Source organism: Crossiella sp. SN42 (genome assembly GCF_023897065.1).
In the GTDB taxonomy this organism is placed as follows: Bacteria; Actinomycetota; Actinomycetes; order Mycobacteriales; family Pseudonocardiaceae; genus Crossiella.
The window spans coordinates 120,086-133,068 of record NZ_JAMHIV010000012.1; the positions used below are offsets into that span (position 1 = coordinate 120,086).

At 72.7% G+C, this 12,983-nt stretch carries 13 protein-coding genes; 12 read left to right on the plus strand and 1 reads right to left on the minus strand.

Translation table 11 applies throughout. The features are described from left to right. The first annotated feature begins 5 nt into the window (after positions 1-5). The 11 genes from M8C13_RS16145 to M8C13_RS16195 are packed head-to-tail and all read left to right on the plus strand — an operon-like array spanning position 6 to position 10,376. Positions 6-287 (plus strand): acyl carrier protein, encoded by a 282-nt coding sequence (locus M8C13_RS16145; RefSeq protein ID WP_252481409.1) that lies wholly within the window; start codon positions 6-8, stop codon positions 285-287. Next, the gene (locus tag M8C13_RS16150; RefSeq protein WP_252481410.1) at positions 280-1,752 is read left to right on the plus strand and encodes a class I adenylate-forming enzyme family protein; all 1,473 of its coding nucleotides are present in this window, start codon (positions 280-282) and stop codon (positions 1,750-1,752) included. The genes M8C13_RS16145 and M8C13_RS16150 overlap by 8 nt, the downstream gene beginning before the upstream one ends. Then, positions 1,749-2,579 carry a serine aminopeptidase domain-containing protein gene (locus M8C13_RS16155; protein ID WP_252481411.1) on the plus strand — a complete coding sequence of 277 codons (831 nt, stop codon included), beginning with the start codon at positions 1,749-1,751 and terminating at the stop codon, positions 2,577-2,579. The genes M8C13_RS16150 and M8C13_RS16155 overlap by 4 nt, the downstream gene beginning before the upstream one ends. After that, positions 2,572-3,300, plus strand: coding sequence for an alpha/beta hydrolase (locus M8C13_RS16160; RefSeq protein ID WP_252481412.1), 729 nt, complete (start codon positions 2,572-2,574; stop codon positions 3,298-3,300). The genes M8C13_RS16155 and M8C13_RS16160 overlap by 8 nt, the downstream gene beginning before the upstream one ends. A 5-nt stretch (positions 3,301-3,305) precedes the next feature. Further along, on the plus strand, positions 3,306-4,448 hold the full coding sequence (locus M8C13_RS16165; protein WP_252481413.1) for an acyl-CoA dehydrogenase family protein: 1,143 nt from the start codon (positions 3,306-3,308) through the stop codon (positions 4,446-4,448). Further along, positions 4,445-4,705: an acyl carrier protein gene (locus tag M8C13_RS45445; protein WP_252481414.1), complete on the plus strand. Its 261-nt coding sequence runs from the start codon at positions 4,445-4,447 to the stop codon at positions 4,703-4,705. The genes M8C13_RS16165 and M8C13_RS45445 overlap by 4 nt, the downstream gene beginning before the upstream one ends. A 1-nt stretch (position 4,706) precedes the next feature. After that, a complete protein-coding gene (locus tag M8C13_RS16175; RefSeq protein WP_252481415.1) occupies positions 4,707-6,212 on the plus strand; it encodes an amino acid adenylation domain-containing protein in 1,506 nt (501 codons plus the stop codon). Next, positions 6,212-7,210, plus strand: a complete 999-nt coding sequence (locus M8C13_RS16180) for an ABC transporter ATP-binding protein (protein WP_252481416.1) — start codon at positions 6,212-6,214, stop codon at positions 7,208-7,210. Before M8C13_RS16175 ends, M8C13_RS16180 begins: the two co-directional genes overlap by 1 nt. Beyond that, the gene (locus tag M8C13_RS16185) at positions 7,207-7,989 is read left to right on the plus strand and encodes an ABC transporter permease (RefSeq protein ID WP_252481417.1); all 783 of its coding nucleotides are present in this window, start codon (positions 7,207-7,209) and stop codon (positions 7,987-7,989) included. Before M8C13_RS16180 ends, M8C13_RS16185 begins: the two co-directional genes overlap by 4 nt. 15 nt (positions 7,990-8,004) lie before the next feature. Continuing rightward, positions 8,005-9,450, plus strand: coding sequence for a class I adenylate-forming enzyme family protein (locus M8C13_RS16190; protein WP_252481418.1), 1,446 nt, complete (start codon positions 8,005-8,007; stop codon positions 9,448-9,450). Between the two features lie 17 nt (positions 9,451-9,467). Continuing rightward, complete coding sequence (locus tag M8C13_RS16195; RefSeq protein WP_252481419.1) at positions 9,468-10,376, plus strand: hypothetical protein; 909 nt, start codon at positions 9,468-9,470, stop codon at positions 10,374-10,376. Between the two features lie 382 nt (positions 10,377-10,758). Here the strand turns inward: M8C13_RS16195 and M8C13_RS16200 are convergent, their stop codons facing one another. Then, the gene (locus tag M8C13_RS16200; RefSeq protein WP_252481420.1) at positions 10,759-11,913 is read right to left on the minus strand and encodes an MFS transporter; all 1,155 of its coding nucleotides are present in this window, start codon (positions 11,911-11,913) and stop codon (positions 10,759-10,761) included. Between the two features lie 351 nt (positions 11,914-12,264). On the opposite strand from M8C13_RS16200, the gene M8C13_RS16205 reads away from it, so the two are divergent. After that, a complete protein-coding gene (locus M8C13_RS16205) occupies positions 12,265-12,906 on the plus strand; it encodes a gamma carbonic anhydrase family protein (protein ID WP_252481421.1) in 642 nt (213 codons plus the stop codon). Positions 12,907-12,983 lie beyond the last annotated feature (77 nt).

A 12,983-nucleotide genomic window follows, 5' to 3' on the forward strand; every position in this document is an offset into this window, starting at 1 on the left:
CTGTCTTGTCGACCGTCGACACGTTGGACAGCTATCGCCAGGAACTTCTCGACACCGTCGCGGAGATCCTGGGCGACAAAGTCCAGCCGGATGACCACTTTCTCGATGTGCGTGGGGATTCACTCACCGCGGCCATCATCAACGACCGGCTGATCGCCACTCGTGGTTGCGGCGTGGAGCTGTCGCTCTTTTTTGAATCGGAAACTCTCGGTGAACTCGCCGACCACTGGGCGTCATTGGTCACCGAGGCTAAAGCAGCGGAAAGCGAAGCTGTCAATCATGGCTGAGCAACCGGCAGGCTTGCCAAAACTTCTTCTTGACATCGCGGCCGCCTTCCCGGACCGGACCCTGCTGGTGCAGCCGGGCTGGCCGGACGTCTCGGCGCGGGCGCTGCTGGCCGCGGTGCGGCGGGCCGCGCTGCGGCTGCGCGAGCACGGCATCGGCCGCGACGACCGGGTGACCATCGAGACCAAGGAGCTGGGCTGGGCGGAGTTCCTGCACGCCTACCTGGCCGTGGTCTGGCTGGGCGCGGTGCCGGTGCTGGCCCCGGAACCGGAGTTCGCCCCGGCCGCCGAGCTGGGCGCCCGGCACGTGCTCGCGCCGCAGGCCCGCGCCGGCGTGCTGGGCGTGGCCGAACTACTGGCAGAGGCGACCGGCCCCGCGGTGGAGCTGGCGCCGGTGCTCGCGGCCAACGGCGAGCTGGACGTGGTGTTCACCTCCGGCACCACCGGGGCCTGGAAGCCGGTGGCCTCCACCCACCAGCAGTGGCTGGAGACGCTGCCGATGAGCACCTCCCGCGAGGTGCGCCAGACCAAGGTGGTCGCGCACGGCGGGGTGCCCGCCGCCGCCTCCGCCGGGGTGCACGGGGTGGCCCTGCACCACCTGGCCCGCGGGGTCACCAGCGTGTGGGCGGCCAGCCCGCCCGAGCTGATCGAGGCCTGTGCGCGCACCGGCGCGGTGGAGCTGCACATGACCCCGCACTCGCTGCGCGCGCTGCTGCTGCACACCGAGCTGATCGGCCCGGAGTGGGCGGCCCAGGTGCGGGTGATCAAGACCGTCGGCGGGGTGGTGCCCAAGCAGGTCGGCTGCCTGGCCATGGAGACCTTCCCCAAGGCCAGGGTGGTGTGCCTGTACGGGCTCACCGAGGCCGGTTCGGCGCTGGGGCTCAAGGTGTTCGACCCGGAGCGCCCGGACTCCATCGGCCGTCCCCTGCCCGGCACCGAGATCCGCGTGGTGGACAACGGGAAGTCGCTGCCCGCTGGTGAGGTCGGCGAGATCGCGGTGCGCCGCCAGGGTGTGCCGCCGCTGCGCTACCTGCGCGAGGGCGAGGGCCTGGACGACATCCACCCGGACGGCTGGGTGTTCACCGGCGACCTGGGCTACCTGGCCCCGGACGGGGAGATCCACCTGGTGGGCCGGTTGAAGGAGCTGCTGTTCCTGGAGACCGGGCGCACCGCGCCGCACGTGATCGAGGACGAGCTGGCCCCGCTGCTGCCCCGCGAGGCCGACTTCGCCGTGGTCGGGGTGCCCAGCGCCGGTTCCTGGGACGAGATCGTGGTCTTCGTCGCCGGGGCGGAGGACGACGATCGCACACTGTCCATTGTGGACAAGCTGCGGGCGGTGGACGGGAAGTTCGCGCCCGCGCACGTGGCGGTGCTGCCCGAGATCCCGCGCACGGCCACCGGAAAGGCGAAGCGGGGCAAGCTGACCGCGCTGTTCCAGCAGAGCAGGCAGGCGGGGCAGCCGGTATGACCGTGGACCTGGCGCACGAGCGGGACGTGCAGCGGGTGACCTTCCTCGGCCCGGCGCGGGACCGGGTGTTCACCGTCCTGCACCTGCCACGCGGCAGCAGGCCGCGCGGCGGGGTGGTGCTGTGCCCGCCGCTGCTCACCGACGCGCTGGCCATCGCCCGCACCGAGCTGGCGCTGGCCCGCGAGCTGGCCGCGCGCGGCATCGTGACCGCCCGTTTCCACTACCGCGGCACCGGGCACAGCGACGGGGCCGACGGTGAGCTGGACCTGGCCACGATGATCGCCGACACCGAACGGGTGGCCGCGGCGGTGTCCGTGCACACCGGCTCCGCGCCCTTCGCCCTCGCCGGCAGCCGCCTCGGCTGCTACCCGGCGGCCGCGGTGGCCGCGCGCACCGGCGCGGCGGTGCTGGGCCTGGCGCCCTTCGCCGAACCGGACCACTACTTCAAGCAGGCCTTCCGCACCCGGTTCATGCGGGAGCTGGTGCTCAAGGACCGGGATCGCCGCAGCAGCAAGGAACTCTTCGCCGCGCTGGCCGAGGGCGAGACGGTGGACGTGCTCGGCTACCCGGTCACCGCCCGCTGCCACGCCAGCCTGCGCGAGCGTCGGCTCGGGCAAGAACTCGCCGGTGTGCGCGCGCTGCTGGTCACCGTCGGCGGCGCGGCCGGGCAGAACGCCCCGGTGCACGAACTGGCCGCCGAGGGTGTCGAGATCGAGGACCTGTCCGCGCCGGTGGACTGGTGGCTGGTCGGCGAGCAGTCCGAGCCCAGTCCCGCGCTGGTGGCGCGCTGCGCCGACTGGCTGAGCGAGAGGTGCGCCGATGGCTGAGGCGAGCACCGACCACGAGCGCCCGCTGTTCCTGGACGCGGGCCAGGACCGGCTTTTCGCCGTGCTCACCGAACCGGTGGCCGAGCCTGACGGCACCGGGGTCATCTTCGTGCAGGGCGCGGGAATCGCCGCCTTCGGCAACGCCAGGCTGAGCACCGCGCTGGCCCGCGAGCTGGCCGCCACCGGGCACCACGCGCTGCGGATCGACCAGCAGGGCGCGGGCGAGAGCACCGTCTCGGCCGCCTTCGACTTCGACTCCCCGCAGGCCCTGGCCGCCGAGACCGCCGCGGCCTGTCTGCGCGAGCGGGGCGTGTCCCGGATCGTGCTGGTGGCCGAGTGCTTCGGCGCGCGCGGCGCGCTGGCCGCGGTCAACCGAGGGCTCCAGGTCGACGGGCTGGTGCTGCTGTTCCCGCCGCTGACCGCCGCCACGGAGGCCGAGACCGACCGCGAGGCAAGGGAAACCGCCGCGTTCCTGGCCGAGCTGGCCCCTGCGGTCGAGGCCGGCGTGCCGATGTTCGTGGTCTACGGCGAGCAGGACCTGGACTGGCCCCGCTTCGACACCGCCATGACCGGCCGCTTCGGGCCCGGCTACCGCAGCGAGCTGCCCGCGCTGTCGGTGCGGGTGGAGCCGGGCAAGCTGCACGGCATCGCCAGCGCCGCCGCCCGCGCCGCGGTGCGCGCGCAGGTGCTGGCCGCCATCACCGAGTTCCGGAAGGGGTGAGCGGCATGGACTTCGCGCCCACCGCGGACCAGCGGGAGTACTGCGCGGTGATCAGCGACCTCGCCACCGCCCTGCCGCCGCCGCGCGCCGGGGAAGACGGCGTGGTCCGGTTCGACCAGGAGGCCTGGCGGCGCTGTGCCGAGGCCGGCCTGCTCGGTCTGACCGTGCCTGCCGAGTACGGCGGTGGCGGCGCGGACGCGCTCACCGCCGCGCTGGCCATGGAGGCCCTGGGCCAGGGTTGCCGGGACAGCGGGCTGATGTTCTCGCTGAACGCCCAGATGTGGGCCGCCCAGCACCCGATCGCCCGCTTCGGCTCCGCTGAGCAGAAGCAGCGCTACCTGCCCGCGCTGTGCGGGGGCGAGCTGATCGCCGCGCACGGCATGACCGAACCCGGCTCCGGCTCCGACGCCTTCGCCCTGCGCACCAGCGCGGTCCGCGACGGCGACAAGTGGCGGCTGACCGGCTCGAAGCTGTTCGTCACCAACGCGCCGGTGGCCGGGCTGTTCGTGGTCTTCGCCAGCACCGACCGCAACCGCGGCTTCGCCGGGCTCACCGCGTTCCTGGTGCCCCGGGACACCCCTGGCCTCAGTGTCGGCCCCGACGAGCGCAAGCTCGGGCTGCACGGTTCGCCGATGGCCCAGGTGTTCCTGGACGACTGCGTGCTGGCGGCGGACGCGCTGCTGGGCAAACCCGGTGGCGGCGCGGCGGTGTTCCTGTCCTCGATGGACTGGGAGCGCACCCTGATCCTGGCCTGCGTGGTCGGCGCGATGGCCCGGCAGCTGGCCGAGACGGTGGCCTTCGCCAAGGAGCGCGAGCAGTTCGGCCACCCCATCGGGGAGTTCCAGGCGGTCTCGCACAAGGTCGCCGCCATGCGGCTGCGGCTGGAGTCCGCGCGGCTGCTGGTGCGCAGGGCCGCCTGGGCGCTGGACCACCGGGACGACCCCCGGCTGCACGGCGCGCTGGCCAAGCTCGCGGTCAGCGAGTCCTACGTGGCCTCCAGCCTGGACGCGCTGCAGATCCGGGGCGGCTCCGGCTTCCTGGCCGAGTCCGGCCTTGGCCAGGAGCTGCTGGACGCGGTGGGCAGCCGGTTGTACTCGGGCACCTCGGAGACGCTGATGAACCTGGTAGCCAAGAAGGTGGGACTGTGACCGCGCAGACGGTGATCGAGACCTCGGTCCGGGAGTTCGTGCTCAAGAGCCGCCGCTGGCCCGGCCCGGACGTGCCGCTGACCGAGAGCTATCCGTTGCTGGACAACGGGGTGCTGGACTCCATGACGCTGATGGAGCTGGTCGCGCACCTGGAGCGCCAGTTCGCCATCGTGGTGGAGGACGAGGACATCCTGCCGGAGAACTTCGAGGACCTGGCCGCGATCGTCCGCTACGTCCGGGAGAAGGAGGGCAGCTGAGGTGGACTACCTGCTGCACCACTACCTGGACGCCTCGGTCGCGGCCACCCCGCAGGCGGTCGCGGTGGTCGACGGCGGCGGCGAGCACAGCTACGCCACCCTGAGCGAACGCGCCGACCGGATCAGGGGCGCGCTGCACGCCGCCGGGGTGCGGCCGGGTGACCGGGTGGGCATCCACGCGGAGAAGTCCGTGGACACCGTCGCCGCGATCTACGCGGTGCTGCGGGCCGGCGCGACCTACGTCTGCCTCGACCCGCAGGCGCCCCCGGCCCGGCTGGCCACCGTGGTCGCCGACGGCGGGCTCACCGCGGTGCTGGCCGACGAGCCGCGGCTCGGCACCATCCCCGGGGCCAGGGTGCTCCCGCTGGCCGAGGCGGTCACCGCGGAGCCGCACACCGGGCCCGCGCCCGCCACCGAGGGCGACCTGGCCTACCTGATCTACACCTCCGGCTCCACCGGCGCGCCCAAGGGCGTGATGCTCAGCCACCGCAACGCGATGGCCTTCGTGGACTGGGCGGTGGCGGAGTTCGCCATCACCGCGGCCGACCGGCTCTCCAGCCACGCCCCGTTCCACTTCGACCTGTCCATCCTGGACCTCTTCGCCGCGGCCAAGGCCGGGGCCGCGGTGGTGCTGGTGCCGCCCCGGCTGTCGATGTTCCCGGTGCGGCTGGCCCAGTTCATCGCCGAACAGCGCATCTCGGTCTGGTACTCGGTGCCCGCCGTGCTCAGCGCGCTGGCCACCCGCGCCGGCCTGTCCCCCGGCGCGCTGCCCGCACTGCGCCTGGTGCTCTTCGCCGGTGAGGTGTTCCCGGTGGACCGGCTGCGCGCGCTGATGGAACTGTTGCCCGGCAAGCGTTTCGCCAACCTGTACGGGCCGACCGAGACCAACGTGTGCACCTGGCACGAGCTGGACGGCCCGCCGCCGCAGGGGGCCACCGAGATCCCGATCGGCCGCGCCATCGCCAACACCCGCGCCTGGGCCGCCGGACCCGACGGGCAACCGGTGCCGCCCGGCGAGGTCGGCGAGCTGTACGTGCGCGGGGCCACCGTGATGCGCGGCTACTGGGGCGATCCGGCCCGCAGCGCGGAGAAGCTGGTGCCCAACCCGCTCACCGGCGCCGACGGCGACCTGGTCTTCCGCACCGGCGACCTGGTCCGCGCCGACGACACCGGCAGCTTCACCTTCATCGGCCGCCGCGACGGCCAGATCAAGAAGAACGGCTACCGGGTCGAGCTCGGCGAGATCGAGTCAGTCCTCAATGGACAGTCCTTTGTAGACGAGTGCGCGGTGGTCGCGGTGCCGGACGCGGCGGGCAGCACCCGGATCGAGGCGTTCCTGGTGCTGCTGGGCGAGGCGGGCGCGGAGCAGGTCTACGCCGCCTGCCGGGAACGGCTGCCCGGCTACATGGTGCCGGACGCGGTGCACGTGATCCCGGCCATCCCGCGCACCTCCACCGGCAAGGTGGACCGGCAGCGGCTGGCGCACAGTGGTGGCAGGCTGTCCTGATGATCCGCAGCACCACACCGGCCGTGCTGGTCGAGGGCCTGGTCAAACGCTATCCCCGGCGGGAGGTCCCGGCGGTGGCCGGGCTGAGCTTCCGCATCGCCGAGGGCGAGGTGTTCGGGCTGCTCGGCCCCAACGGCGCGGGCAAGAGCACCACGATCGGCGCGATCACCACCAGGGTGGTGCCCACCGAGGGCGAGATCCGCATCGCCGGAGTGGACGTGCGCGCCCGCCCGGTGGAGGCGCGACGGGTGCTGGGCGTGGTGCCGCAGCACAACAACCTGGACCGGGCCATCTCCATCGAGCAGAACCTGCTCTTCCACGCCCGCTACCACCGGCTGCCAGCGGCCCGCCGCGGCGAGCTGGCCCGGCAGCTGCTCACCGAGTTCGGCCTGGCCGGGCACGCCGGGGAACGGCCGCAACGGCTCTCCGGCGGGCAGGCGCAGCGGGTGAAGATCGCCCGCGCGCTGATGCACGATCCGGCGGTGCTGGTGCTGGACGAGCCGAGCACCGGTCTGGACCCGGCGGCCCGGCAGTTCATCTGGCAGCGCGTGCGCGAGCTGCGCGCCCGAGGGGTGACCGTGCTGCTCACCACGCACGACATGGTGGAGGCGGCCGAGCTGGCCGACCGGGTCGGCATCATCGACCACGGCAGGCTGATCGCCATGGACACCCCGGCCGCGCTGACCCGCACGGTCACCGACGACACCGTGCTGGAGGTGGCGGGCACGCCGGGTCCCGGCTTCGGCCAGGCCGAGCTGGCCGAACTGCGCCAGGCCGCCGCCGGGCTCGGTGGCGTGCGCGAAGTCGAACAGGCCGAGCTGCGCCCTGAGCACCAGCGGCTGCGACTCCGCCTGATCGCCGACACCGGCACGCCAGGGCTTCTGTCCACAGTGGACACACTGCTGGCCGCGCGCGGGGTGGCGCTGGCCGATGTGCACGTGGGCAAACCCACCCTGGAGGACGTGTTCCTGCGCCTGACCGGGCGGTCCCTGCGATGAGCCGGGCCCTGGACTACACCCGCACCTTCGGCGCGGTGCTGCTGCGCGACCTCTACGTCACCGGCCGCGACCTGTGGAGCTTCCTGGCGCAGGTGCTGCTGCAACCGCTGTTCATGCTGCTGGTCTTCGGCCACGTCATCACCGCGGTCGGTTTCGCCTCCCCCGGCTACGCCAACCTGCTCTTCCCCGGCATGGTCGCCTTCACCGCGGTGCTCACCGGCGTGCAGGGCACCGGGCTGCCGCTGGCCATCGACTTCGCCGCGTTCAAGGAGATCGAGGACCGGCTGCTTGCTCCCTTCCCGCTCGGCTTGGTGGCGCTGGAGAAGGTGGTCTTCGGCATGCTGCGCGGGGTGCTGGCCGCCGCCGCGGTGTACCCGGTGGGCTGGCTGGTGCTGGACTCGGTGCCGGTGCGCCCGGAGGGTGTGCCGCTGCTGGTGCTGGTGATCGCGCTGGGCGCGCTGACCGGGTCCACGCTCGGCCTGGTGCTGGGCACCTGGGTGCCGCCGGAGAAGATCAACCTGTTGTTCGCGGTGCTGCTGCCGCCGCTGCTGTTCACCGGGGCCAGCCAGTATCCGTGGCCTGCCCTGTCCACGCTGCCGTGGTTGCAGACGGTCTCGCTGTTCAACCCGCTCACCTATGTCAGCGAGGCCGCGCGGGCCGCCTCCCTGGCAGACGTCGAGCACCTGCCGGTGTGGCTGTGCCTGACCGTGCTGACGCTCTTTCTCTGTGTGCTCGCCCCCATCGGACTGGCCGGTTTCCGCCGCCGGGTGCTGGACTGACCACGAAGGACACCGATGACACCGACACTCGCCGCCGCACTGCACCCCGAGGGCGTGCTGCGCTCGCCCGGCCGGGACGCACTGTCCACAATGGAGCTGATCGGGCTGGCCGAGCGGCTGGCTGACGCGGTCCGGATCCCCGGTTCGGCCGCGCCGCAACGGATCTGGCTGGCCACCGACGACCCGGCCCTGCTGCTGCCCGCCGCGCTCACCCTGGCCGACGGGCACTCCTGCCTGCTGGTCAGCGCCGCGCTCAAGCCGCCGGAGTACGACCGCCTGGCCGAGACCACCTGGCCCGACCTGGTGCTCACCGACCCGGGCGCGGCCGGCCTGTGGCAGTGGGCGAAGCAGCGGCAGGCCGCGTGCGCGGAGATCGGCGCGCTGCTCGCGCGCGAGACGGTCACCGTCGAACCCGGTGCGGGCGAGGCGGGCGCGCCGGGCATCGGCTTCTTCACCTCCGGCACCACCGGCCGTCCCAAGCACATCGGCTTCACCCCGGCCCAGATCGTCACCGCCGCCGGTGGTGTGGCCGACCGGCTCCGCCTCTGTCCCGCCGACACCGGCCTGGCGCTGAGCCCGCTCAACCACACCCTGGGTTTTGTCACCACGGTGCTCGCCCCGCTGCTGCGCGGCGGCCGGGTCACCGTGGGCGGGGTGCGCGACGTGGCCGCGCTGGCCGAGGTCACCGAACGGGACCGCCCGACCTGGTGCGCCAGCGTGCCCGCGGTGCTCAGCCAGTTGCAGCGGCTGAGCGAGTCGGGCCGGATCAGCCTGCCCGAGCTGCGCCTGCTCCGGGGCAGCGCGGCGGCTCTCGGCGCGCGGCGGCAGGTCGCGCTGGCCGAGCACTTCGGCGTGCCGGTGGTCAGCGCCTACGTGATGACCGAGGCGCCCGGCGAGCTGGCCTCCCAGGGCCTGCCGCCGGAGGTCGCCACCCCCGGCACGGTCGGCCACCCCACGCTGTGCGAGATCGAGGTCCGCGACGAGCAGGGGCGGGTGGTCACCGGCGAGCCCGGCGAGATCTGGGCCAGGGGCGCGATCATCTCCGCCGGGGCGCGCACAGTCGAGGGCTGGCTGCCCACCGCCGACCTGGGCGTACGCGCGGCCAACGGCGAGCTGACGGTGCTGGGCAGGTTGGACGACGTGATCAACTGCGGCGGGGAGAACGTGCTCGCCTACGAGGTGGAGACCGCCGCCCAGTCCTGCCCGGGGGTGACCGAGGCGGTCGCCTACCCGGTGCCGGACGAGCTGCTCGGCGCCACCGTCGGCCTGGTGCTCACGGCCAGTCCAGGGGTCACCAGGTCCCAGCTGCGCAAGCACCTGATGGGGCTGCTGTCCACGCAGAAGCTGCCCAGGACCTTCCTCGCCGTCGAGGACATCCCGCGCACCCCCCGCGGCAAGATCAGCCGCCGACAGCTGCACACCCAACTGGCCGCGCTCGCCTCGGTCACCGAACTGCCCTGACCGGAAAGGAGACCGCGGTGAGCACTCCCGTGCGCGAGATCGTGGCCCGCGCCCGCCGCATCCCCGAACACCACCGCAGCTTCACCGAGACCCCGGAGACCGCCACCAAGGTCCACCAGATCCCGCCGGACCTGCTGGCCGAGCTGACCGCCGAGGGCCTCCCCCGCGCCGACACCCCTGACGGCCCGCGCTACGACAACCACGACCTGGCCAGCATCGCGGTCACCCTGCGCCTGCCCTCACCGCGGTTCATGGGCATGCGCGGCTGGGTCGCGGCCCTGCGGCACGGCACCGCGGGCGTCCCGGTCGACTACGCGGTCCGCCTCATCCCCACCTGCACCGGCGGCTGCCTCGACCCCGGCGCGCCCTACCGGATCCACCCCGGCCTGGCCCCGCTGATCACCGAGCACCCCACCGACCCGGCCAGGCCGGTGTTCACCATCCGGCACCGCGCCCAGGGCGAGAGCATCGAGCTCACCGGAGCGCCCCGGCAGCTGATCGAGCTGCTCAGCAAGGTCGAGCACTACCTGGTCCCCTCCCTGGACCTGCGCGAGGACCTGGACTTCGTCCGCCGCACCCGCCTGGCCGACTGCGACCTGGCCGCCCGCTACCTCGCCGCCGAGGCCGCCCGCCTGGGCGTCGAGGCGCGCACCTCCTTCGGCCTGCTGCTGGCCAAGCCCTACTCCACCGGGCACAGCTGGCTGGACATCAAGGTCGACGGCGCCTGGCACCCCTTCGACCCGCTGATCGGCAAGATGCTGGCCAACGCGGGCCTCACCCCGCCCGGCGAATGGCCCGCCCACCGCTCCCTCGGCGCCTCGTTCCTGCGCTTCGCCGACGAGCCGGTGGAGCTGCTCGAGCACTGCGGCGTCCCGGTCCGCCTCGGCTTCCCCACCAAGCGCACCCCGGTACCGGAAAGTCCGTGACCTGCGCGTAACCCGCCGTCCAGGGAAGTACGGGAGTTGTTTGTACGGCAGCCGCCCCGACACCAGACAACTCCGGCAGAGGTAGACCTGAGCCGCCCAGGTCCATCCGGGAGACCAGGGTGTGAGGGGTTGCATGTGAACACAACAAGGGTCAGCACAATCGCGACACCGGCAGGACGAGCCTGCCGGGCCTGGGACACGGCTGCCGTGATCGACGGCGGCGCCCCGGCCAACGGGCACCGGATGCGGGCGGACACGCAGCAGGTGCTGGCGCACTCCACCGGCGAGCTGTCGCCCCGCGGCCGGTGGTGATCGGCTAGTCGCGCTCCGGGCTGGGCGGGCGGCAAGAGGAAGCCGGGTCAGCCGCCCAGCCCGGAGCGGGTCACCGTGCCTGCCACCAGGCGAGCGGAAGTGCGATCAGCACCACCGCCTGGATCGCGAGCAGCGCCGCGACGATGCCCCAACGATCTGCCACCAGACCGGCTCCCAGTGCGACGAACGCGTAGAGCACGCTGCCGAGCAGCGAGGCCAGCGAACCCATCGTCGCGCGTTCCCGGTCGGTGAACTCGCGCTGCAGCAACGTCTGCTGGGCGATGGTCGACATGCCGTAGGCCGGTGACCCGAGCAGCACGGGCGAGAACACCGTCGGCTTGATCAGCGCCACGAAGTTCGCCACGTGGTCGAACAGCTCCCCGAAGAGCAGCGTGCGGGCCGCGCCCACCCGGCCGATCACCCAGCCACTGACGCGGAAGCCGACGAAGGCCACGCCATGGCCGAAGGTGCGCCACAGGCCCAGCGCCCAGAGCGGCCACAGCCCCGCCACAAAAGCAGGCGACAGCTGGGCCGCGCTTTCGCCGCTGTGACGAAGCGCCGACACCAGGGTCAACCGGCGGAGCACCGGACTGCGGCGGATGCCGCGCAGGGCCGAGCCGAGGTGCGCCAGCGCGTTCGAGGCCAGCGGTCCGCGCACCCGCGGTTCCCGGATCCCCAAGGCGACGAGCAGGCACAGCACCTGCGGCAGGACCGACAGCACGACCACCGCACGCAGCGACCACACGCCGGCGACCACGCCACCCAGGGGCGCCGCCAGGGCGAGCGCGATCTGGAACATCGAGTTCACCCGGCCCGAGTGCCGAGGGAACTCCTGCTCCCGGCCGACTTCCAGCAACGTGTCGTAGAGCAGGGCCTCGTTGTTGCCGCTCCACAGCGCGGTCGCCAGTCCCTCCAGCACCACAGCGGCCAGCAGGAGGCCGTAGCCGGAAGCACCGGCGTACCCGAGGTGGGCGGCCACCATGATCACGGCGCCGGCGATCATGGTGCCGCGCCGGCCGAGGCGGTCGGAGAGCACCCCGGCCGGGACCTCGAACGCGGCCGAGGACAGCATCTTCACCGCCAGGAGGCTGGCGGCGGCGGTGTAGGAGCCGGTGACCTGCGCGAAGTAGATGACCATGATCGGCCCGTACAGGCGGAAGTCACCGAAGAAGTTGAACCAGCTCAGCAGGCGGACATTGCGGTCGACGGTCTGATCGGCGGACACAGCGGAACTCCCGGAAAGGCGAACGGAGACGCCAGAGGGCGCCAAGGGCCGGCGACACGTGTCACCTCGCCCCGGCGACCGGGAGGTGTGCTGACTGTGCTGCTATCCGCGCGGCGTCAGCAGCCCGCGGCCGCGGTCACCAAGGGGCGAACGGAAGCTCCGGTCATCGTGGTGGACATCAGTGCTCCTCAGTTCCCCAGGCGGACGGGATGCCGCCACCGCGTCAAGCCAGTGCCGTATGAGCCAACGTTGGCCTTGTAGTGCCTCGGATCGAGGATGGCACAGGTCTCCTCGAACGCGACGTCTGAAATCCGCCAGCATGCTCGCGGTCGGTCGGCCGAGAATCCGCTCATGATCGCTGTAGCGCAGGGAATCCGCATCCGGCACCGCGGGCATGAGCCGCGGGTCCATCCCACCGCCTACGTCGCCCCGACGGCCACGCTCGTCGGTGATGTCCGCGTGGGGCCGAGGGCGCGGGTGATGTACGGCGCGGTGCTCGATGCCGAGGGGTCTCGGATCGAGGTCGGGGAGGCGGCGGTGATCTGCGAGAACGCCGTGTTGCGCGGGTCTGCGGTCGCCGGCGATCAGCCGGTGCTTGTCGACGATCACGTCTTCGTGGGGCCGCATGCCACGCTGCTGGGTTGTGCGGTCGGCAGGTGCGTCTACGTGGCGACCGCGGCGACGATCCTGCAGAGCGCACGGTTGGGGGCCGGTTCGGTTGTCGCTGTCGGCGCGCTCGTCCATGCGCGCACCGTTTTGCCGGACGAGTACTTCGTGCCGCCGCACACCGTGGCGCTTGACACGCCGGTGCGGCTGCTGGCGCCTGGCGACCCGGGCCTGGCCGAGGCCGTCGGGCGGGTGGGCTTCGCGCAGGTGGCGTTCGGCGTCGACGCGGAGTGGACCGACCGGATCAGCCGGTACGAGCGCATCGCGGAGGTGCGCGTCGCCGAGTTCGGCACGCACGCGGACGATGAGGTTCTAGATCTCGGCTAGCGCCGCATCAGCGCCCCTTGTGCTGTGCTGCGGTGAGGTGCCGTCCGGATTCCACTTCGGCGGCGCGCGCGTCCGGC